This window comes from bacterium (genome assembly GCA_024226335.1).
Taxonomy (GTDB): domain Bacteria; phylum Myxococcota_A; class UBA9160; order SZUA-336; family SZUA-336; genus JAAELY01.
Genome location: JAAELY010000548.1, coordinates 1 through 21,308 on the forward strand (window position 1 = coordinate 1; position 21,308 = coordinate 21,308).

Here is a 21,308-nt window from a genome sequence, read left to right on the forward strand (position 1 = left end):
ACCCGGATCGATGCGATTCGCAATGCAGTAGGTTGAATTGACTGTCGGACACAGACTGGGATCGCAGGTATCGGGCAGAGGCAGGTGATGTCCGGATGCGATCGAATCACCGACCTGCAATACGAAGTCGATACCCTCGCTGCACTTGTTCGCGATGATCCAGTCGCGCGCACGCTCGAGTTCATCGCTCGCACTCAACGAGAGCGACTGTGTGTCGCCCAGGATCGCGACCGTTCTAAAAAGCGGTGGATCCGGGCAGGATTGTGCGCGGGCCGTTCCAGTGTTCGCAAACGTCGCAGCCAACGCGAATGCGATCGCGAGGAAACACCGAACTGCCGGGAGAGTCACCGAATCCATCCCGCCGGAGCGAAATCGGGAGCGCCCAACTCGACGCCGAGTGAGTCGTAGCGATGACTCTCCAGAACGGTGAAGTCCTGCATGGCCACGATGTTTTGCTCGGCCGGTGCCTTGGGACTGAAGGCGATTGCGAGTTCGCCCACGTCGAGATCGGGCGCGACCAGATCGATCGCGATTCGATCCGGATAGGTCGGCGCGAGCGAACGCCAGCGCACGATCGAGTGACGCCCACCGTGGCGATACTCGAACACGTCCTCGATCTGGATATTTGTTTCGGGGAACTGGACGACCAGACTTGCCGCAGCCATCGTGTTATTGCCGTCCTGGCCCGGATAGCCGCCTGCCTGCCAGAAGTCGGCGTAACGCAGAATGAGCTTTGGAAACGGAACCACTTCCTCTCCGGGAAACGCCCAGTCACCGATCTTGGGGATCGTAGACTCGGCTAACGATGGGGTGGGCTGGCCATCTCCCTGGACGAGCCGCAGGTTCCAGCGGGTATCGGTGTAGCCAGTGAAGTCCTCTGGACCGAGAACCGGTGCGCCCTGCGCGGGAACGATCCAGGATCTCGTAGCCACAAAGACGTCGAAAGACAGTTCGAGCGACCCGGCCGAGGCGAAGAGCGCGTCAAGTTCGGCCGGAACCTCGACGATCGCGAGTTGCTGGCCACCCAGAATTCTCGCGTCGAAATCCTCCGAGAAAACGACCCCGTTTCGGATGCCCGCCGGTGAGGCGGGATCCAGATGCGCCCGTGTGACCAGCCGCACGGTCAGGTCGTGGCGCAGATCGTTGGTGGGATCGCCGTCATCGCTGTGGACCAGGACCGCACAATCCTCGGCACGCTGGGCGGCGGATGTCGCGCACATGAAAACGCTCAGCTGGCCGCGTTGATAGTCGGGGTTCTGGTCGGTTCCGTAACCGGTGGGAAAATCGAAATTCCAGGCCAGATCCATTTCATCGAACGAGAGCGGAATTGTCACCGACGAACCCGGGGTAGTTTCCGTCGAAATGATCTGGGCGCTGCAACCGGCAAACAGCAGCGAACCCGCCAGGAGTGGCAAAATCAAACGCGCGGTGAACATGGAAAATCCGCTCCAAGAAGAGGATCGAATGAAATCCTGATTCTGAGTCTAGAGGAACCGGAGGAAATACCACCCATAGACTCGTACATTACCTGCCAGCGACGACGGTCTGTCAACCCGTTCTCCGGCGGACTTCGGAAACCTGTTGAATTCCGATGGCTTGGAGAGTCGCCCCATTCGCTTTCGAAGCCGCGAATCAGCCGTCGCCCGCGCGTTTTTCGAAGGCTACTCGACGCATCGTAGCCGTTGCGAAAACCAGGAGCTTCTCGTCGGCTGGATCCAGAAAACGCGTTTCGACGAACACAGTGCGGCCGCGTTCTTTGACGACCCGGCTCTCGAGCACGAAATCTGGGCCCATCACCGGCTCGAAGTAGTCCACCCTCAGGTTCGTGGTCGCGAGCCAGTCCATGCGCTCAGCGCGCGGCCTGCCCGCCCGTGTGACGAAGAGGGAAACCAGGTCGACGTACGTCGGCGTGAAGCCGCCGAAGAGTTGCCCCGCCGGGTTGCGCGCGTGATCGGGTAGATGGGCCTGGACCCGCAGAAAGCCCTCGCGCTCCTCGAGCACCTGCCATTCAAAGGCTTCGAGGAAGTCGCCAGCGGTGTGACCGCGACCGATCAGACGGCCCGGTTCGCGCTCGATCCAGACCTTGCGGGGACCTTCTGCGCTCACGCGGTGCGTTCGAGCGCCCCGCCGCCGTCTTCGTAGAGCTTGACGATCTTCACCTGACCGGGCTTTCCGACGGCCAGGCAAAGTTCGCAGAGCGTGCACTCGTCGACGTTGGCATCGACGATCTCGAGAGCGCCTCCCGACTTCGAAGAGAAGACATCGACCGGACACACCTCTTCGAGTTGCTTCGCATTCGCTTCGTCGTTCGCGAGTTCGGGCGCGACCTGGACTTCGATGAACAGGGCCATCAGAGCTTCTCCTTGACCAGCACCGGAATATCTTCGATGCGCTCGGCCACTGCGATACCCGCTTCGCGCAGGCGTTCGATCTTCTCGGCCGTGGTATCTGCCTTGCCTTCGACGATCGTCCCGGCGTGACCGAAGCGCATACCGGGCATCTCGTCCATGAAACGACCGGCCATGAAGGCGACCACGGGCAGGCGCGAATTGTGATCCTTCACCCAACGCGCCAGATCCGCTTCCATGCGCCCGCCGGGCTCGGAATAGATGGCGATCGCCTTCGTCTCGGGATCCGCTTCAAATAGCGGCATGAGTTCGGCGTAGCTCTGGCCGATGATCGCGTCGCCGCCAATCGAAACGGCCGTGCTCTGACCGAGGCCGGCGGCGGTCAGGGTATTGCAGATTTCAGTCGTCATTCCGCCAGAGCGCGACATGACGCCGATCGGTCCCTTGGTAAACGCCTTCTTCGCGTCTTCGGCGCGGCCTCCCAGACCGCCGACCTTTGCTTCATCGGGCGAGAGCACTCCCAAACAGTTCGGGCCGATGATGCGGGCACCGCGTTGATCCGCCAACTCGACCATCTGCGCGACTTCGAAGCGCGGAATGTTCTCGGTCACGACCACCATCAGCTTCACGCCCGCTTCGATGGCTTCGAACACGGCATCGCGCGTGAACGCGGGAGGAACCGATATGACCGAGGCGTCGACACGGGTCTTCTTTGCAATCTCTTCGACGGTGTCGTACACGGGCACGCCGTGGACCTCGCGACCGCCGCGGCCCGGCGTGACGCCGCCGATGATGTGCGTGCCGTAGTCCAGGCCCTCGCGGGTCATGGTGACCGCCTCGCGACCGGTGATGCCCTGGATGATGACCGTGGTGTCGCTGGTGATTAGAATCGACACTCAGACGCTCCTCATCTTGGCGACCGCACGACCTGCCGCTTCGTACATCGAAACACTGCGATCGCAGAACTCGACACCGTACTTCTTCAGAATCGTGAAGCCGTCGCCTTCCCAGGAACCGGGAATGCGAAAGATTGCGATCTTTTCCGCCGGATCCATGCCCGACTCGATCACTCCCTTGATGACGCCGCGCGCCACCAGATCGACGCGCGTGTTCGAAACGACGTTCATCATGACGGCGACCTTCTCAACACCGGGTTTTGAAAGGATCAGCTTCGTCAGATTGCAGACCTTGCTCACACTCGGGTTTCCGCCGATCTCGCAGTAGTTCGCGGGATCCCCGCCGTGCTTCTTGACGGCGTCGAAGAGCGTCAACGAACCACCGCCCGCTCCGATGATCAGGCCAAGCGAGCCTTTGAACTCCGTAACGTTGCCGGCCACGCCTCGATGATCGACTTCATTGATTCGCTTACCCTCGATCTCGAACGGCGTGGGCGGACGCGCCTGGCGTGTCTCGTCTTCGCCAATCCCGAGTTCCGCGAGCAGTTCCTTGTGCTCACCCGCAGCCTCGGCCTCCATGTCGACGTGTGCGTCGACCGCGACGAACAAGCCATTTTCGAGCCGTACCAGCGGATTGATCTCGGCCAGGGTGAGCCCGTACTTCGCGAAGATGCGCGCTAGCGGAGCGACGAAACGCGTGATGCGGTTGAGGTCGGAACCCGTGATCCCCACCGAAGCCACCAGTTCCTTGGCCTTGTGATCCGAGAACGGAATCAAGGTGGAGAAATGCTTGCGACCGATGTGCTCGGGATGGGTCTCAGCGACTTCTTCGATGTCGATTCCGCCCATGTCCGAGAAGATCATGATGGGCTGCTTGGCGATTCCGTCCCAAGTCACTCCCAGGTAGTACTCCTGAGCGATGGGCTGGCGACCCTCCACGAGCACGCCACGCGGCTTGTGCCCGTTGATCTCCAACTCGAGAATCTTGGCGCAGGCCGCCTCAGCCTCTTCGGCCGTATCTGCGAACAGCACGCCGCCGGCCTTCATGCGCCCACCACTGAGCACCTGTGATTTCAGGACGGTTGGACCGGCGATCTCCTGGGCGATCGCACGCGCCTCGGCCGGGGTATGAGCCACCTTGGATCCCTGGGGCAGGACGATCCCGTGGCGGGCCAACAACTGCTTGGATTCGTATTCGTAGAAGCGCACGGCGGCTCCTGTTGGTTGGGGCTGGTTGGGCCGGATCGCCGACGCGATCCGGGCTAGGGGCGCCTTTTTGTACTGGAAACGGGCGCCCAGAGCAATTCCGTGCCGGGCCGCTGCTAGCTCGAGAGGCGGAGTTGCACTCGACTCCTCATGACATTAGAGGAAACGACCGATTCACAGACAGAGGGCAGGAGACCAGTTCATGGGCAGAATGGTGGGCATCTTGATGATCATGTGCGGCGTGTGGATCGGCCTGGAGATCTACAACGAAGGCATGGCGGGTGCATTCGGCGGCAAGTTCGCTTGGTTCGGAGAACCGATTCAATCGGTCCGGAAGGACCCGGTCGAGAACCGCTCGATCACACAGCGAGTCGGCCAGCGGGTGGCGGCTGATATCTACGATGGCTTCGAGCGCCGAGACAACCTCATCGAGGATGATTGATCGACTCCTGGTCGAACTTCTCCAGCTCTCTTAGCAAGCCGCCGACCACGGAGCGAAGATCCTCGTCCGTGCTCGGATGCTCGACCACGGCGTTGGCTCCTCGGCGCAACATCAGGTTCATTCCCTGATCCTCACCGCCTCGAAAATCGGTGCGCAACGCGACGATCGGCTTGCCGTGAGCGTAGGCGTAGCCACATTCCCAGGCCGTTCCCGAATCGGCATCGGCACCGTCGAGTACGGCGATCACGGCTTCACTGCGATCAATCGCGTCGCGACAGGCCTCAAAGGCGCCGTGGAAGTCAGGTGGCTCCAACAACAAAGGGGCCTGTGCTTCATCCTGTGGCAGGAATACGTGATGCCCCGCCTGATCCAGCTCCACTGCGATCTCGCGCAGCCAACGTCTCTCGGCCTGGGTGAACAACGGCCCCGCCAGGTACAGATTCATGCTCGCTCTCCCTTTCTCCGGCGTCCAACCCTGAAAACGCGGTTCAAAGATTGCCCTTGTGCTGTCCGCCGTCGACCGAGAGCACCCCTCCGGTCACCCAGCTTGCGCGTTCCGAAGCCAGGAACACGACCGTGTTTGCAACCTCTTCCGCACTCCCCATGCGCCCGGAGGGAATCGTACTCAGGACTGCATCGTACTGCGGACGGCTTGCGTTCTTGATCGAATCCCAGACGCCGCCGGGAAATTCGATCGAGCCCGGAGCCACGGTGTTCACGCGAATCTTCTGAGGCGCCAGTTGAATCGCCAGGTTCTTGGCGTGGCTGATGAGCGCGGCCTTCATGGCGGAGTAGGGAGGTGAGCCCGGTGCTTCGAGCGCGGCCGTACTCGAGATGTGCACGATCGAACCGCCGCCCTGCTCGACCATCCACGGCACGACCTTCCAGCTTGCACGCACCGATCCCATGACATCGACGCCAAAGGAAGCGGCCCAGCCGTCTTCGTTGTCGGCTATCCCGAAGCCCGAGGTATTGTTCACGAGCACGTCGACGCGACCCAGAGCGGCCCGGCTCGATTCGAGGAAGGCGTCTAGTTCCTGGGTCTTCGTCACATCGCAGGTCAAGGCGTGAGCCTTGACGCCGCGCGCGCGAATCTCTTCTGCAGTCTCGTTCAACGCGCTCTCACCGCGCGCGCAGATCGCGACATGGCAGCCTTCATCCGCGAATTGCAGGGCGATTGCGCGACCGATGCCGCGCGAACCGCCCGTCACGACTGCGGTCTTGTCCTTGAGTCCCAGATCCATTCGCATCGCCTCCTGTAGGCGCCAGCGACTCGTTGCCGACTGTGCGCTGCGCCAGTATAGGCGCCAGGCAATGCGAACTGGGGAGTCGGCCCCGGGGATCCGACTTCCACTCGGAAATCTACGGGACGGAGCGGCGGCGACTGAGCCGGCTAGAGCACTCCTTCGAGAGCCGGCCACTCGATAGATGTCTGGGCTGCGAAGGCCTTCAGCAGCAGTTCACGGTGCTGCTTGTCTTCGCCGCCGCGAAATTCCTCCACGGCCTTCTCGAGTACGGCTTTGTCGGGGCATTCGAAATCCGATCCCTGGAGAACTCCTTCTTCGTGCTCCAGCCCGAATGCGTCGAGCAACTCCGTGAGAAGTTCGAGTTGGTGCTCGAGGAAATACTCGGCGAGCACCTCTTCGGCGACCGGCACCATCATTCGTCGCCCGAGCGCCTTGCGCATCCACTCCGCCTGGCGTTGTCGGGGCTGTCGCTGCAAGTATTGCGGGCGCAGCTTGAAGGCATCGGCGGCCGCAGTCAGCGCGATGCTACAAACCTTGGGCGCCGTTTCCCGGATTTCCTCAAGAAACGCCAGGCTCTCCTCGGGCGTCATTCCCGCAAACACTTCGTTGGATCGCATGGCGGACAGCATAGCGGCTCGTATTCGCGTCGCCCCTGGCTGCCCGCGGAACGGCCCGATAAGATACGATTCTTCGGTGTGGGCAATGCCTTCGAGAGGCACCGCTCAGGACTATCCGGCGAGAATTCCCAATTGACGAACGAGCACACGCGAGTGGAAGAGGCGAAACCAGGTGACAGATCCGCCGCGATCTGGCGCAACAGGCTGCTCGTCTCTCTCGGGCTGTTCTCTGCGGTCTACCTGGCAGCGCTCTTACTTGGAGTTACCCTGAGCGCCCTGCGCAACTAAGCCCGGACTAGGAGTCTGACTCGAGATGCAACCCGTGGGCTGGGAGTTCTGGTTCACGCTCGCGGTCGTCTTCGCCATGATCGTAGGGCTGATTCAAGAACGACTCACACCGGACACACTCGTTCTCGGCGCACTGGTCATCTTGTTGCTGGCCGGTGTCGTCGATCCTTCGTCGGGACTCGCCGGGTTCGCGAGCCAGAGCTTTTTCACGGTCGGCGCACTCTTCGTAATCGCGGCCGCTCTACAACACACCGGCGCACTGCAGAGACTGGCTTCGTCCGTGCTCGGAGCGTCTTCCGGACTCCGGACCAATCTGTTCAGGTTGACGGGCCTGACCGCATTGGGCTCTGCCTTTCTGAACAACACGCCGATCGTTGCAATGCTCCTGCCGGGCGTAGTGTCCTGGGGTCGGCGGGTCGGAACCTCCCCCTCAAAGCTGCTGATCCCCCTGTCGTACGCGGCCATCGTCGGCGGCGTGTGCACGCTGATCGGCACATCTACGAACCTGGTCGTGAGCGGACTACTCGAAGCTCAAGGCAGCCCTGGATTCTCGATGTTCGAACTCGCCTGGGTCGGAATTCCCTGTGCTTTGATCAGCATCGTGTTCCTGAGCCTATTGGGTCCGCGCATGCTCCCGGACAGAATCGACGTTCTCAATCCCGCCGGAGACAGTTCACGCGAATATCTCGTGGAGATGCGGATTCAGGGACCTAGTGAGCTGATCGGCAAGACCGTCGAGAACGCCGGCCTGCGCCATCTGCTGGGGCTCTTCCTCGTCCGCATCGAGCGCGATACCGGGACGCTCTCGCCTGTGGGTCCGGGTGAGATCCTGTGCGACGGAGATCGGCTCACTTTCGCGGGTGTGGTCGACACGATCGTCGAGCTGAACCGCGCTTTCCGGGGACTGGTTCCCGCCGGAAACGACCGTCCGGAAGGAAGGGAGCACCGCTGGCGACTGCACGAAGCGGTGATCTCCTCGGGTTCACCGTTGGTCGGACAGAACATCCGCGATGCGAATTTCCGAGGCCGTTACAACGCGGCCGTCATCGCGGTCCACCGTCACGGTGATCGCATCGCCAGCAAGATCGGTGACATCATCCTGCGTCCGGGCGATGTACTTCTCCTGGAGGCGACACAGGGCTTCGAACGCACATTCCGCAACTCCAGTGATTTCTACCTGGTGAGCGAGATCGACCGGAGTGAAGCTCCGCGACGTCAGCACTCAGCTCGCGCTTCGCTGGTGCTGCTGGGAGTGGTGGCGCTCGCGGCCAGCGGACTCGTGCCCATCGTGATTGCCGCACTTGCGGGCGCGATGGGCGTGCTGGCCCTGCGCTGTCTTTCTCCGGGCGATGCCCGGGGCGCAATCGACGCGTCGGTGTTGATCGTGATCGCGGCATCGCTGGGTATCGCGCGGGCACTCGAACAGACCGGCGTAGCCGGCGTGATCGGCAGCCTGCTCGTTTCTTTGAGCGAGGGACTCGGACCGTACGGGGTTCTCGTCGCCGTCTACCTGGTGACCATGCTCCTCACGGAACTCATCACCAATAATGCCGCGGCGGCCCTGGTCTTCCCGATCGCGATGGCCTCTGCGGGTCAGCTCGATCTGGATCCGCGCCCGTTTGCGGTCGCAGTCGCGGTCGCCGCCTCCCTGTCTCTGGCTACGCCTTTGGGCTATCAGACCAATCTCATGGTCTACGGTCCGGGTGGCTATCGCTTCACGGATTTCATGCGGATCGGCGTGCCCCTGCAGCTCGTACTTGCAGCAGTCGCCCTATCGTCGATCTACGTGTTCTGGCCGCTCTGATTTCACGGACCGGCAACTCGTACGCAACTCCTGTCTTCTCGATTGCACGGATATGCGTCGCTCGGTTCAACATGCTTCGGATCTCTGCCGATGAACTCTTACGGACCCGCATTTGCGGACAAGAGGAAGCCGGTGGAGCCGATTCGGAGCATCTACGAAGATGACGAAGACATGGTGGAGATCATCCGGGAGTTCGCCGCCGAGCTACCGGAGCGAGTCACTTCTCTCGAAAATCTACTGGCTTCGGGTGACCTCGAAGAACTCAAGAATCTCGCCCATCAGCTCAAAGGAGCAGGCGGAGGCTACGGACTTCAGCCGATCACCGACATAGCCACGGTACTCGAACAGGCCATCAAGAACGGTGATGACGCAGGTGCCCTGAAGGAAAAGACGTCGGCGTTGTGCGAAACACTAAACGCTGTCGTGGTGTCGGAGGCGAGTTGAACCCCGAGGTTCCAAATCCGAACCGGGTTCTTGTAATCGACGATAGTGAGTCGATTCACAGGCTGATCCGGGCGCGCCTCGTGCCAGAGAATCTCGAGGTGACGGGAGAACTGGATCCGGAAGCAGGCATCGAGCGTGCCATTGAAGATACTCCCGACCTGATCCTGCTCGACGTCGGACTGCCGATCGTCGACGGTTTCGAAGTCTGTCGACGTCTCAAGGAACACCCCTCCACACGCAATATTCCGATCGTATTCCTGACAGGTGCGACCGAGACCGAATCCAAGGTAAAGGGTCTGGATCTCGGCGCGGTCGACTACGTGACCAAGCCCTTCGATCAATTCGAGCTCCGTGCACGGGTACGAGCCGCCCTGCGCACGAAGCGATTGCAGGACATCCTGGAGCAACAGAGCTTCCTCGACGGCCTGACAGGCCTGTGGAACCGCTCCTACCTGGATCGCCGCCTCGACGCGGAACTGAACGTGGCGCGTCGCTACGGACGCCCACTCTCCCTCGTGCTCGGCGACATCGACAATTTCAAGAACCTGAACGACACCTACGGACACCTCTTCGGTGACGTGGTTCTTCAGGGCATCTCCGAAGGCTTGCGAGCCTATGCCCGGCGCTCCGATATCGTTGCCCGCTATGGCGGTGAGGAGTTCGCGGTCTTGCTGACGGACACGAACATGGAGGCTGCGATCTACGTCGCGGAGCGTCTGCGAGCTTCGGCGGAGAGCCGAAACTTCGAAGCCCGCGCTGGCAGCGTAACGGTCACCGCGAGCTTCGGGATGGCCTGCACCGACGACATGACTGGCGATTTGACCCCCGAAGCGCTGATCAATGCCGCGGATGTGGCGTTGTACGCGTCAAAGGACTCCGGGCGCAACTGCGTCCACCTGAATCGCAACGGTGAGCTGATTCGCTGTGAATCCGGCTGGCTGGAAGAAGACGAAGACCTGAAAAAGCCCGAGTCCTGATCCCAGAACGAAGAGCTTCGATTGGCCGACCCAGCCGCTGTGTGAGAGCCTCTGGCAGGTGAGCGACATCCTTCGCATCTGGAACTCCCCCGAACTCCGGGAACCCGTCTTGATTCTCGCCTATGCAGGCTGGAGCGATGGCGGAGAATCGGCCAGTTCGGCCGCGAGCTTTCTTCTGGAATCACTGGTTGCCCAGCAGCTCGCGACGCTCGACCTGGAGGAGTATCTGGACTTCACGGTGGTGCGACCCCATGTGCGCCTGAATGAAGAAAAGCGACGCGAGGTCATCTGGCCCGCTTATGAGTTCTACTCGGTACAGATGCCGAGCCAGGACTCTGACCTGATCCTCGGGCTCGGTGTCGAGCCACATATGCGCTGGAAGAGCTACACCCGCGAGATCCTCGAAATGGTCGAGCAAACCGGGGTGCGCAAGGTGGTGATGCTCGGGGCGCTTCTCGACGAGGTGATCTACAGCCAGCCAATCGACGTACTCGGCTTTACCTCAGATGAAGCGACCGCAGAAGCAACCGGCCTCGCGCCGTCGAGTTATGAAGGTCCGTCGGGCATTCTCGGTATCCTTGCTGATGCGCTGAACGATGCGGGTATCCCAGTGTTGAGTCTGTGGGCGCGATTGCCCCACTACGTGACGAAGACGCCCAACTGGCGCGGCTCGCTGGCACTTCTGCAGATGCTCGGACGCCTGCTCGAACTCCCACTCGAACTGAGCCTGCTCGAGCAACGCGCGGGCGAGTTCGATACCGAGGTCTCGGACTTGATCTCGAACGACCCGCAACTAGCCGCCTACGTTCGCGAGTTGAAGCGCCGCGCATTCTCGCAGTAGCGGCTTCCCGAGGGATCCGGAGGGCGTTCGGTCAGGTCTTCTTCTTCGTTGGACCGCGGATGCTCATCAGCGTTACGCCGTGATCGTCGTCGTCATCCTCGGCTCCCGGAACGCCTTCGGCATCTTCAGAGGACTCGGAACTGCGCAGCTTCGAAATCGCCATGGCGAGCAGCGCCCGGTGTCGCTGATCCAGACCGGAAAACTTGACGCCAAACCCGTTCTCGGTGGTCCGGACGACGATGGCCCCGACCTCTACCGGAAGTGAGTCGTCGTAGAAAGAGAACTTCAGACGAACTCGGCCGCCCGGAATCAACATCGGATCAGCACCCTCGATCAGGGCTCCGGTCTCGGAAATATCCATGACCAGGCCCGAACCCACCGAACGCTTTACGTCGTATTGAGTCCGGAAACGGACACCGATTCTCGGCTTCTTACGCTTGTCTTCGTCGGACATGTACTCCTCGAATGAATCGGAGCAGCCAACGGGTCGCTTGAGCGAGTTCCTACTTGAACAAGCCCTGGTAGATCCGGCGTGTCGCAGGTGAACGATTGAGTGTGTAGAAGTGGATTCCAGTCGCCCCGTGGTCCAGAAGCTCGCGACACTGTCGCGTTGCCCAGTCGATTCCCACCTCTAGTGTCCGCTCGTCGTCCTCACCGCTCTCCGCGAGAAATTCCTTGAGTTCGTCCGGAAGCCGGGCTCCGCAGAGCGCCGTGATGCGACCGATATTCGCTGCGCTGATCACCGGCATGATTCCCGGAATGATCGGAACCTGGATGCCCGCTTCGCGAGCGCGTTCGACGAATGCGAAGTAGTCCGCGTTATCGAAGAACAACTGCGTGATCAAGAAGTCGACACCTGCATTCACCTTCTGTACGAGCATGCGCATGTCGAATTCAGGCGATTCCGCGCGCGGATGGACTTCGGGATAGCAGGCCCCCGCCAGGCAGACCCGGTCCCGGGGCGTGCGTTCGCGGATGAACTCGACGAGTTGGTTGGCGTAGTCGAATGAATCTGGCGGTGGCTCGTAGTCCTTTGGCCTGTCGCCACCCAGGGGCAGCACATTCACGATGCCCTCGCCCATCAACTCGTCGAGCGTCTGTGCGAGCTGGTCGCGACTGGAGCCAACACAGGACAGGTGCGCCATGGCGCGGATGCCGAGCTCGTTCTGGATGCGGGCCGTAATCTGCGTCGTCTTGCGGCGTGTGGAACCACCCGCTCCCCAGGTCACCGAAACGAAGGACGGATCGAGCCTCTTCAGCTCCTCGATCGTGCGAAACAGGTTTTCGAAACCCGCTTCCGTCTTGGGCGGGAAGAACTCGAAGGAGAAAACCGGCTCGCTCTTCTGAAATAGCTCTGCAATCAGCAATGCATCCTCCGGAGGGGGGAAGTCGGGGGACCCGCTCAAGGCCCTCAATCGATTCACCGATTCTATCGTTCGTGACTGCATCTGCACGTGTTCGGCGCCGAATCCAGAGCGGACGCATCCCCATCCGGTTTTTCGCTGAGGGGAAAGAGTGTGTCGGCTATCTGCGCAATATCTCGAAGGCGGGCGTGTTCATCTTCTCGGATGACATTCCGCGTCGCGGGTGCCCGCTCGCGATTCAGTTCGAATCCCCAGACGGCCGGCTCGTGAACCTGAAAGGCGAGGTTCGCTGGCGGACTCTCGAGTTGTTCAACTCGAACGTAGCGCCGGGATTCGGGGTTCTGCTGCGCGAGCCGACACAGGCCTTTCGAGAGTTCTTCCTGCTGGCGGAAGATCAGTACGAAAAGGAAGGCGACGAAAAGGCGGATTAGTTCAGACGCGCGATCCCCCAGGCGTGCTGGGCACTCGGTGTCGTGCTAGAACTAGTCGCCATGACACGCGCGCCAGAGACCCCCCGTCAGCGCATCATCTTTCCGCTCGATGTCCCCTCTCTCGCCGAAGCTCGTCCCTGGGTCGAGCGCCTGAGCGGTCACGTTGGACTTTTCAAGGTCGGACTCGAACTCTACTCGGCCGCCGGACCCGACGCGGTTCGCATGATTCAGGAACACGGCGACACCGGCGTCTTTCTCGACCTGAAGCTGCACGATATTCCAGCGACCGTCGCAGGTGCCGCAAGCGTAATCCGCGGACTGGGCGTTCAGATGCTCACGGTACACGCCTCTGGGGGCAAGGCAGCGCTCGAGGCCGCCGTGCAGGCCGCTGGATCCGATACCTGCATCCTGGCGGTTACCCGGCTCACCAGCCAATCGGCAACTCCGGACGAAGTCACCGAACTCGCTCGCGTCGCCCGCGAGGCGAGCTGCGGGGGCATCGTATGCGCGGGAACGGAGGCGGCCGCTGTCCGTCAGGCCGTCGGCCCGGCGCTGCGAATCGTTACCCCGGGCATCCGTCCCGCGGGTGCGGACGTCGGGGATCAGGTCCGTGTCGTCACCCCCGCCGCGGCAATCGCCGCCGGTGCCGACTACATCGTCGTCGGCCGCCCGATCCGGAATGCACCGGATCCGATCGAAGCAGCACGGGCGATCGAAACCGAACTGGCAGCTCGCTAGTCCGGATTACTTGTAGCGGTCCGGATTACTTGTAGCGGTCCGGACTACTTGTAGGTCTGGGCGCCCTCACTGATGCTGTACTGCGACTGCAACTCGACCATGCTACCGCCCGGATTGGTCGCCACGATGTTCGCCCGGTAGATCCCGTACGAGAGCGTATTCGCGGAGTTGACGTTGAGCTGTCCGCCCTCTCCGGGCGTATGACCCACGAGCTGGATGGCCTGCGGAGTCGCGCTGTCGGTCGTTCCAGTACGCACGGCCGTCGATCCGCCGAACTGATCGACCATGAAGTTAGGCAGGTCGATGGGCGCGGTGCTGGGGTACAACGAGGTCTCCTGATCGAGGTTCTGCTCGACGACCTCGAGCGCCGCGGTGGCGGCAAACAGTGTCGCGACCTTGGCCCGGGAGCGGCCCGAACCCGTCGACTCGCTTTGTGCACTCTGCAATGCGGTCAAGCCGATCGCGCTCACCATCAGCAGCAGGATCACTGCGATCAACAGCGCAATGCCCTCCTGGTCGCGGACTCGATGGGGGATGGAACTCATGATAATCGTCCCTTCTGAGACTCTAGAGCAGGTTCCGCGGCGAAATGCTCGACTGGAAACGCCGCCGCTTGAAGCTGTCTGCCGTCCCCGCATTGCGGTTTCCCGCGGTCGGACGCGAATTCAGGTTGTAGCGCTGGTTCGGACCGGACTCTTCCCCTACTGCGCGAGCGATGACCGTCAGGCGCACACTGCGGATCAACGATGTATCCATCGTCAACCCGCCCGGGTTGTTCAGATCGTGAATCGGGAACTCTCCAGAGTCGATCACACCTTCGGTCGAGCCACTGTCGACCCAGAACTCTATCTGCAGATCCTCAACGCCCCCGGCCATGATCAGACCGTTTCGCATCAGGTTGAAGTTCGTGTCATCCACCTCGTAGATAATCGCCGGAACCGCTCGCACGATGGTGGTATCGCCGAACAGGCCGCTCGCTGGTTCATGCCCGGCCACAAAACTGATCGTGCTTCCAGTGATGCTCGAAATACGCGCGCAGTGACTCTTCGCGCCGTCGGAAAGGATGATTCCGGCGTTGGCCACGAAATCGACCGTGCCATTGTCAAAATCGATATCGAGTGTAGATACCGTCACGTTACTCGTCACGGGACCGGTGATGGCACTGCGATCCACGCTCGAGATCGCGGTATCCAGTGCCTCGGCAACATCAGTCGGTCCGGGGTAGTCGAAATAGCTGGAATCGCTGACACAGAAGCGATCGGACGCCGAAGTCCCCCCATCGCTGCTCGAGAGGCCCGCGATGGACGGAATCATGAAACCGCCATTGCGCGTGTCGAACCCGATCAAGTCCACCACCAGACGCGCATCCTCCTGGACATCGAGCGCCTTTTCGTTCTGCAAGAACACGCGCTTTTGCGTATTGAAGACCACGAAGGTCTGCGCAGTGATGATTCCGAGGATCGCCACGGCGATCATCATCTCGATCAGCGTGAATCCGTCGTTAGGGCGAGACACGTCGCTTGACTCCCTGGAGATTGATCGAATGCACGGTTCGACTCGGCGTGTCCCACACGACATTGATCGTGACGAGAGAAAGCCCCGCGCTTGGTTGATCCACGTCGACCGATGTACTTACGGTGAATGTGGTGTTGTCGTTGTCGGTCGGATCGATGTCGAATGGGCTGTTCGGATCCGTCACATTGCTCTGAGCCGTCGTAAAGAACGAGTCGCTAGACGGACGCGCCAGAATCGAATCGAGATTCTGCTCGGCGACGTAGGTCGCCTGCGAAAGATTTCGCGAACGCGATGAGATCTTCATGGCCGAGAGCTGGGCCACACCGATCGAGAGCAGTCCAACCGCCAGGATCGCCATGGCGAGCAGGACCTCGATCAGCGTGAAGCCGGATTCCGAGGACTCCGGCTTCTTGTTTCTGGATCGGAGCATCGGGACCCTCCTAGAACCAGCTGCTGGAGCCGGGCTGCAGCACGCGAATGCGGATTGCGCCGAGCGGCTGAACGATCACGGCCAGCACCAAGGAATCTCCGTCCGTCACGTAGACGGCGCCCGCTCCGGAACCGAAGTTCGTAGGCGTTGACAGTGAAACGGGAATACCCTGCGCGGTGAATCCGATCGCCGGTACGTTGGTGACCGGATCGTCGACAAACGAGGTTCCGCTGTTCAGTGCGCTGAGCGGGCCGCCCGTCGCGTCCTCATCGGGCACGACGGCGGTGGGGAACGGGCTGCTCTGTTCGCCGTAGAAGTCCACGGTCCCGATGAGGCCGGGGCGCGGTTGGGCATTCGTGGTGTTGTCACCGGTCGAGATCGTGAAACTTCCGTCCAGATCGTCAACGGTCAGGGCGATCGCACCGGCATCCCATTCCGGGATGGCGGGGCTGTCGAAAAGAACGAACTGCGGTCGCCCGTTGGCGATCGCCATGGTGCGAGCGTCAGAGAGTACGAGGCGGATCTGGTCCGCGAGTGCTCGTGCGTCCTCGTGGGTTCGATAGGCCGTGAGCTTCGGAGCGGCAATCGCGACAACGGCGCCGATGATCGCCACCACGATCAATAACTCGATCAGGGTGAAACCGTCTCGTTTCCGGATATCGCGAAGTGCTCTCATGCTGAGTTGCGAGAACAGCAAGGCCCGTGCCTGCGCTGGGACCGCCGCTGCGCCGCTCTCAGCCCGAACCTGCCGGTTGGAGACGGGCAAGCTTTGCGCGGTGCGAAATCTTTTCGGAGTCACGCGCTGCAATCCGGCGCTGCGATCGCCCGGCTTGCGCACATCGACGTGTTCCTGCACATATGGAGCCCGCGCCTTCCGATTCTCGGCGCCAGGAGACCCCCTTGAGCAGCCCCATTCCCATCGCAGACACGCAAGAAATCCTGAACGAACTCGATGGCATCATCGGAAAGGCGATCTCGTTTGCCAGCGGTCGTGACATCGACACCCAGCAGGTCGCCGTAGCGCGCCTGGCCGATCTGGCCACGGAACTCCGCGCGGCCAAGGAATTGCTGAGTTTCGCCAGCAACGCGGGCGAGCCGTTCGGAGAACAGGCTGCTGTCTACGCCGGCCACGTGGCCAGCAAGGTCCGAGCATTGGCCCAGAACAGCGGGCCCGAACACGGGCTGACTGCGGATGACGCGCCGGGGAAATCGGTCGCTGAATTCATCCAATCCGCACTGGCCGAAGAACGCGTGCGCACGATCGGGCGGGAAATCGCAATCCAACGCGGCCGCGCCGACTGGCCGCTGGAAGAGATGCTCGAGATGACCCGGGATGCCGCTCGCGAATTCGGCGAGGCCGAGGTCGCGCCCAACGCCGAACGCATCCACCGCAACGACGAGATCGTACCCGAATCATTCATCGAGAAGATGAGCGAACTGGGCTACTTCGGACTGTCGGTTCCCGAGGAATACGGGGGCGTCGAAATGGGCAACGTGGCCATGGTCATCACGACCGAAGAGCTGTCACGTGCATCGCTTGCGGCTGCGGGTTCGCTGATCACACGTCCGGAGATCCTGACCAAGGCTTTGCTCGCAGGCGGCACGGAAGAACAGAAGAAGAAGTGGCTGCCTCAGATCGCAGCCGGGGAACTCATGGTCGGCGTGGCCGTAACCGAACCCGACACCGGCAGCGACGTCGCGGCGGTCAACTGTCGGGCCGAGCGCGCCAACGTCGACGGTGTAGAAGGCTGGACCATCACCGGCCCGAAGGCCTGGTGCACGTTCGCGGGCCGAGCCGACATCCTGTCGGTGTTGCTGCGCACGGATCCCGACATATCGAAGGGACAGCGCGGGCTCTCGCTGTTCATCGTTCCGAAGGAGCGCTTCAGCGGGCACGAATTCGAGTCCGTACAGCCGGGCGGCGGCAAGCTCGTCGGCAAGGCCGATGCCACGCCGGGCTATCGCGGCATGCACAGCTTCACCCTCAACTTCGAAAACTACTTCGTTCCCGCGGAAAACCTCGTCGGAGGAGACAGCGGCGAAGGCAAGGGCTTCTATCTGCAGATGGGAGGCTTCGCGGCCGGTCGTCTACAGACCGGTGGTCGAGCCTGTGGCCTTGCCCAGGCAGCGCTGGAGAAGACCGCGGAATACGTGGTCGATCGCAAACAATTTGGTGTCCCTCTGATCGATTTCGAGCTGACGCAGTACAAACTGGGCTGGATGGCCTGCCAGCTGGCCGCAGCTCGCGCGATCGCCTACGCGGCGGCGGCCGCCATGGACGAGGATGAACGCAAGGCATCGCCTTTCGCCGCCCAGGCGAAACTGCTCGCGTGTCGGGTCGCCGTCGAAGTGAGCCAGATCGGCCAGTTGCTGCACGGCGGCTGGGGCTACGCCGAGGAATACCCGATCAGCCGCTATGTAGTCGATGCCCAGGTGCTGCCGATTTTCGAAGGCGTCGAGCCGATCTTGCAGCTGAAAGTGGTGGGGAGGGCGTTGCTCGCGGGCTGATCAGGGTCCCGCGACGGGATTTTCGCTCGAGGATTCCAGGAGCTGGGCGCGCAGCAGGATGAGCTTTTCTCCGGAACTGCCATTGCGGCCAGCACCGACCAGTCCGGTGTGTTGACTGTCGGCTTCGCTCTGCACCGAACCCAGCACGATCTGCTCGCCGGGCTTGATGCGCACCGAGGTCGAAGCCGAAGTCTGGTTGATCTCGCCGTGCGGACCGCGCTCTGACAGCACGGGCGTGATCTCGAGCTGAATCCAGCCCCCGGAAAGGCCCTGGGGGCGTACCCGAAAGCCGCTGCGCACGGGCACGAGCGGCGCCGTCTCCAGCACGCGATCCCGTCCGCTGCCCAGGTCGAACAGACGCACTCGGGCGGGGTAGTCGGTACCCGTCCAGAGTTCGCCCGAACGACCCTCCATGACCACCAGCTCGCTCGACAGACGCTCCGCATCGCGGGTGCCGTAGCTTCGGGCGTCGATCCGGAGTTCGGAAATGCTACCGGGAAGCCGGGTCAGCCGACCGACCTTCAGTTCCCCCGAGCGGGCCCAGCTGACGTCGAACTCCCGCAGGCGCTCGCGGCCGACCACCTCGACCTCGATCCGATATTGGGCTGGGGCCGTGTCCAGATAGCGTAAAACGGTCAGAACGCGGGCCAGGTCCGCGGACTCTCCCCGCAACAGCAAGGTGCCCGTCTGCGGGTCGGCGATCGCAGTACCGCCGGGCTCGAGCAGGGGTTCCGCCAGCTGCGCGAGTTCCGAAGCGCTGCGGTGGGAGGGCTTGAAGACCTCGACCTCTGCACTCACCCCGGTTGGAGCCAGGACCATTCCGAGGGCGATCAGCAGGCCGAAGCGGGCTTTTACGCCTCCCCAGCCCCCCAGGCTGAATCCCCCCGACTTGACACTCCTCGCTTCGGTCGTAGGATGCCGCTCCACACGGACTCCCGGCGGACCTGCCGTTGTCGGAGCGCCGTACAAGCTTACAGCTGACGCATTTTCCCAACGGAGGATAGCCCCAATATGGCTTCGAAGGTTCGTCCACTTCACAACAGGCTGATCGTTCAGCGACTCGAAGAAGATGAGAAAACAGCGGGTGGAATCATCATCCCGGATTCCGCCAAGGAAAAACCCTCAGAAGGTCGCGTAGTCGCTGCCGGCCCGGGAAAACGGGACGACAAGGGCAACCTGATCGCGCTCGAGGTCCAGAAGGGCGACCGCGTGCTGTTTGGCAAATACGCCGGCACCGAGGTGAACCTGGATGGCGACGAGCACTTGATCATCTCCGAGGACGACGTCCTCGCGATCTTGGAGTAACTGATGTCAGCCAAAGAAATTCGATTTGAGGAAGAGGCCCGCAAGGGCTTGAAGAACGGCGTGGATGCGCTGGCCGATGCGGTCAAGGTCACGATGGGCCCGCGGGGGCGCAACGTCCTGATCGAGAAGAGCTGGGGTGCCCCGACCTCCACCAAGGACGGCGTCTCAGTGGCCAAGGCCGTCGAACTCGAAGACAAGTTCGAGAATCTCGGTGCGCAGATGGTCAAGGAAGTCGCTTCCAAGACCTCCGACGTGGCCGGTGACGGCACCACCACGGCGACCGTACTCGCACAGGCGATTTTCAGCAGCGGCCTGAAGCTGGTCGCTGCGGGAGCGAGCCCGATGTCGCTGAAGCGCGGCATCGACAAATGCGTGGCGGCAGTCGTCGAGACGCTGGGCAAGACCACGCGCGGCGTGCGCACCAAGGAAGAGATCTCGCAGGTCGGCACGATCTCGTCCAATGGCGACGAGGCGATTGGCAGCATGATCGCCGAGGCCATGGACAAGGTGGGACGCGAAGGCGTCATCACGGTGGAAGAGGCCAAGAGCATGGATACCACGCTCGACGTGGTCGAGGGCATGCAGTTCGACCGTGGATACCTCTCGCCGTACTTCGTCACGGATCCGGAGCGCATGGAAACCGTCATGGAGGATGCGCTCATCCTGATCCATGAGAAGAAGATCTCCAATATGCGCGATCTCGTCCCGTTGCTCGAGGCAGCGGCTCGCGGCGGCAAGCCGCTGGTGATCATCTCCGAAGACATCGAAGGTGAAGCACTGGCGACGCTGGTCGTAAACAAGATTCGCGGCACGCTCAACGTCGCAGCGGTCAAGGCCCCGGGCTTTGGCGATCGCCGCAAGGCCATGCTGCAGGACATCGCGATTCTGACGGGCGGTACCTGCATCACCGAGGATCTGGGCATCAAGCTCGAAGCCGTCACGCTACAGGACCTGGGTCAGGCCGCGCGTGTGCAGATCGATCGCGAGAACACGACGATCATCGGCGGCAAGGGCAAGAAGTCGGACATCGAAGGTCGCTGCTCGCAGATTCGCGCAGAGATTGAGAACACGACTTCGGACTACGATCGCGAGAAGCTGCAAGAGCGACTGGCGAAGCTCGCCGGTGGTGTCGCAGTGATCCGTGTCGGCGCCGCAACCGAGTCGGAACTGAAGGAAAAGAAGGCCCGTGTCGAGGATGCGCTGAACGCAACCCGGGCCGCCGTGGAAGAGGGCATCGTCGCCGGTGGTGGCGTGGCGCTCGTTCGCGCGATCAAGGGGCTGGACGATGTAGCCGTGGAGGGCGACGAAGCCCTTGGCGCGGACATCCTGCGCAGCGCCATGACCGCTCCGTTGCGCCAGATCGCGATGAACGCGGGACTCGAAGGGGCCGTCGTGCTCAACCGGGTCCAGGAGAAGTCGGGAGACTTCGGCTTCAACGCAGCCACAGAAGAATTCGGTGATCTGGTCAAGGCCGGCATCATCGATCCGACCAAGGTCGTGCGCGCGGCCCTGCAGAACGCAGCGAGCGTGGCAGGTCTGCTCCTGACGACCGAAGCGGCCGTGATCGACAAGCCCGAGAAAGCCCCCGCAGGCGGCCCGCCCGCAGGCGGCGGTGGCATGCCCGACATGGGTGGCATGGGCGGAATGGGTGGCATGGGCGGAATGGGCTTCTAGTCCAGTCCGAACACCGCTCGCTATGAAACGAAGAGGGGAAGGCTTCCGGGCCTTCCCCTCTTTTCCTTAATCAGCACAGGCACCTAGGGAATCTCTGCACAGGGAGGCTGCGGCTGCGAAGCGCGATGCATCCGCCTGCGCTGCGTCGCGCGACCCTCTGCAGATCTACGGATCTGCGATCGGATCACGCTTCTTGCTCAGGCGGCGACTCCCGCTTCTCGCTCGAATCCTCC

26 protein-coding genes are annotated in these 21,308 nt (G+C 62.0%); 10 read left to right on the forward strand and 16 right to left on the reverse strand.

Features of this window, described 5'->3' with window-relative positions; all coding sequences use genetic code 11:
* The 6 genes from GY725_26700 to GY725_26725 form a co-directional block, all read right to left on the reverse strand.
* A partial coding sequence (locus GY725_26700) for a hypothetical protein (GenBank protein MCP4007788.1) occupies positions 1–348 on the reverse strand: 348 nt, incomplete at its 3' end.
* Positions 345–1,436, reverse strand: a complete 1,092-nt coding sequence (locus tag GY725_26705; GenBank protein MCP4007789.1) for a hypothetical protein — start codon at positions 1,434–1,436, stop codon at positions 345–347. The genes GY725_26705 and GY725_26700, both read right to left, overlap by 4 nt.
* A gap of 196 nt (positions 1,437–1,632) precedes the next feature.
* On the reverse strand, positions 1,633–2,106 hold the full coding sequence (locus GY725_26710) for a PaaI family thioesterase (protein ID MCP4007790.1): 474 nt from the start codon (positions 2,104–2,106) through the stop codon (positions 1,633–1,635).
* The gene (locus GY725_26715) at positions 2,103–2,351 is read right to left on the reverse strand and encodes a hypothetical protein (protein ID MCP4007791.1); all 249 of its coding nucleotides are present in this window, start codon (positions 2,349–2,351) and stop codon (positions 2,103–2,105) included. Before GY725_26715 ends, GY725_26710 begins: the two co-directional genes overlap by 4 nt.
* Entirely contained in the window at positions 2,351–3,244 is an 894-nt protein-coding gene (locus GY725_26720; GenBank protein ID MCP4007792.1) for a succinate--CoA ligase subunit alpha, read from the reverse strand. The genes GY725_26715 and GY725_26720 overlap by 1 nt, the downstream gene beginning before the upstream one ends.
* Positions 3,245–4,453, reverse strand: a complete 1,209-nt coding sequence (locus GY725_26725; protein MCP4007793.1) for a hypothetical protein — start codon at positions 4,451–4,453, stop codon at positions 3,245–3,247.
* Between the two features lie 199 nt (positions 4,454–4,652).
* On the opposite strand from GY725_26725, the gene GY725_26730 reads away from it, so the two are divergent.
* Positions 4,653–4,892, forward strand: a complete 240-nt coding sequence (locus GY725_26730) for a hypothetical protein (GenBank protein MCP4007794.1) — start codon at positions 4,653–4,655, stop codon at positions 4,890–4,892.
* Here the strand turns inward: GY725_26730 and GY725_26735 are convergent.
* From GY725_26735 to GY725_26745, 3 genes are all read right to left on the reverse strand, one after another.
* Positions 4,876–5,337: a nucleoside 2-deoxyribosyltransferase gene (locus GY725_26735; GenBank protein ID MCP4007795.1), complete on the reverse strand. Its 462-nt coding sequence runs from the start codon at positions 5,335–5,337 to the stop codon at positions 4,876–4,878. The two genes, GY725_26730 and GY725_26735, sit on opposite strands and share 17 nt — an antisense overlap.
* 43 nt (positions 5,338–5,380) lie before the next feature.
* A complete protein-coding gene (locus tag GY725_26740) occupies positions 5,381–6,136 on the reverse strand; it encodes an SDR family oxidoreductase (GenBank protein ID MCP4007796.1) in 756 nt (251 codons plus the stop codon).
* 149 nt (positions 6,137–6,285) lie between these two features.
* Positions 6,286–6,756 (reverse strand): hypothetical protein, encoded by a 471-nt coding sequence (locus GY725_26745; protein ID MCP4007797.1) that lies wholly within the window; start codon positions 6,754–6,756, stop codon positions 6,286–6,288.
* Positions 6,757–7,078: 322 nt separating this feature from the next.
* Here GY725_26745 and GY725_26750 point away from each other — a divergent pair, with 322 nt between their 5' ends.
* The 4 genes from GY725_26750 (at position 7,079) to GY725_26765 (ending at position 11,110) form a co-directional block, all read left to right on the forward strand.
* Positions 7,079–8,848, forward strand: a complete 1,770-nt coding sequence (locus GY725_26750; protein ID MCP4007798.1) for an SLC13 family permease — start codon at positions 7,079–7,081, stop codon at positions 8,846–8,848.
* Positions 8,849–8,938: 90 nt separating this feature from the next.
* Positions 8,939–9,292: an Hpt domain-containing protein gene (locus GY725_26755; protein ID MCP4007799.1), complete on the forward strand. Its 354-nt coding sequence runs from the start codon at positions 8,939–8,941 to the stop codon at positions 9,290–9,292.
* The gene (locus tag GY725_26760) at positions 9,289–10,269 is read left to right on the forward strand and encodes a diguanylate cyclase (protein ID MCP4007800.1); all 981 of its coding nucleotides are present in this window, start codon (positions 9,289–9,291) and stop codon (positions 10,267–10,269) included. Before GY725_26755 ends, GY725_26760 begins: the two co-directional genes overlap by 4 nt.
* A gap of 58 nt (positions 10,270–10,327) precedes the next feature.
* Complete coding sequence (locus GY725_26765; GenBank protein ID MCP4007801.1) at positions 10,328–11,110, forward strand: PAC2 family protein; 783 nt, start codon at positions 10,328–10,330, stop codon at positions 11,108–11,110.
* Between the two features lie 31 nt (positions 11,111–11,141).
* Here the strand turns inward: GY725_26765 and GY725_26770 are convergent, their stop codons facing one another.
* Complete coding sequence (locus GY725_26770) at positions 11,142–11,564, reverse strand: PilZ domain-containing protein (protein ID MCP4007802.1); 423 nt, start codon at positions 11,562–11,564, stop codon at positions 11,142–11,144.
* Between the two features lie 49 nt (positions 11,565–11,613).
* A complete protein-coding gene (gene metF, locus GY725_26775; GenBank protein ID MCP4007803.1) occupies positions 11,614–12,558 on the reverse strand; it encodes a methylenetetrahydrofolate reductase [NAD(P)H] in 945 nt (314 codons plus the stop codon).
* Here metF and GY725_26780 point away from each other — a divergent pair.
* A complete protein-coding gene (locus GY725_26780; GenBank protein MCP4007804.1) occupies positions 12,549–12,905 on the forward strand; it encodes a hypothetical protein in 357 nt (118 codons plus the stop codon). The genes metF and GY725_26780 overlap by 10 nt on opposite strands.
* Positions 12,906–12,965: 60 nt before the next feature.
* Positions 12,966–13,643, forward strand: coding sequence for an orotidine-5'-phosphate decarboxylase (pyrF, locus tag GY725_26785; protein MCP4007805.1), 678 nt, complete (start codon positions 12,966–12,968; stop codon positions 13,641–13,643).
* Between the two features lie 44 nt (positions 13,644–13,687).
* Here pyrF and GY725_26790 read toward each other — a convergent pair whose 3' ends face one another.
* The 4 genes from GY725_26790 to GY725_26805 are packed head-to-tail and all read right to left on the reverse strand — an operon-like array spanning position 13,688 to position 16,264.
* Positions 13,688–14,188, reverse strand: a complete 501-nt coding sequence (locus tag GY725_26790; GenBank protein ID MCP4007806.1) for a hypothetical protein — start codon at positions 14,186–14,188, stop codon at positions 13,688–13,690.
* A 22-nt stretch (positions 14,189–14,210) separates the two neighbouring features.
* Entirely contained in the window at positions 14,211–15,158 is a 948-nt protein-coding gene (locus tag GY725_26795; protein MCP4007807.1) for a prepilin-type N-terminal cleavage/methylation domain-containing protein, read from the reverse strand.
* On the reverse strand, positions 15,145–15,588 hold the full coding sequence (locus GY725_26800) for a prepilin-type N-terminal cleavage/methylation domain-containing protein (GenBank protein MCP4007808.1): 444 nt from the start codon (positions 15,586–15,588) through the stop codon (positions 15,145–15,147). The genes GY725_26795 and GY725_26800 overlap by 14 nt, the downstream gene beginning before the upstream one ends.
* A 10-nt stretch (positions 15,589–15,598) precedes the next feature.
* Positions 15,599–16,264, reverse strand: a complete 666-nt coding sequence (locus GY725_26805; GenBank protein MCP4007809.1) for a type II secretion system protein — start codon at positions 16,262–16,264, stop codon at positions 15,599–15,601.
* A gap of 224 nt (positions 16,265–16,488) precedes the next feature.
* Between GY725_26805 and GY725_26810 the strand changes: the two genes are divergently transcribed.
* A complete protein-coding gene (locus GY725_26810) occupies positions 16,489–18,096 on the forward strand; it encodes an acyl-CoA/acyl-ACP dehydrogenase (GenBank protein MCP4007810.1) in 1,608 nt (535 codons plus the stop codon).
* Here the strand turns inward: GY725_26810 and GY725_26815 are convergent, their stop codons facing one another.
* A complete protein-coding gene (locus GY725_26815; protein ID MCP4007811.1) occupies positions 18,097–19,023 on the reverse strand; it encodes a hypothetical protein in 927 nt (308 codons plus the stop codon).
* Between the two features lie 84 nt (positions 19,024–19,107).
* Here GY725_26815 and GY725_26820 point away from each other — a divergent pair, with 84 nt between their 5' ends.
* Together GY725_26820 and groL are read left to right on the forward strand one after the other, a co-directional pair.
* Complete coding sequence (locus GY725_26820; GenBank protein ID MCP4007812.1) at positions 19,108–19,401, forward strand: co-chaperone GroES; 294 nt, start codon at positions 19,108–19,110, stop codon at positions 19,399–19,401.
* Between the two features lie 3 nt (positions 19,402–19,404).
* Positions 19,405–21,075 (forward strand): chaperonin GroEL, encoded by a 1,671-nt coding sequence (groL, locus tag GY725_26825; protein ID MCP4007813.1) that lies wholly within the window; start codon positions 19,405–19,407, stop codon positions 21,073–21,075.
* Positions 21,076–21,308 lie beyond the last annotated feature (233 nt).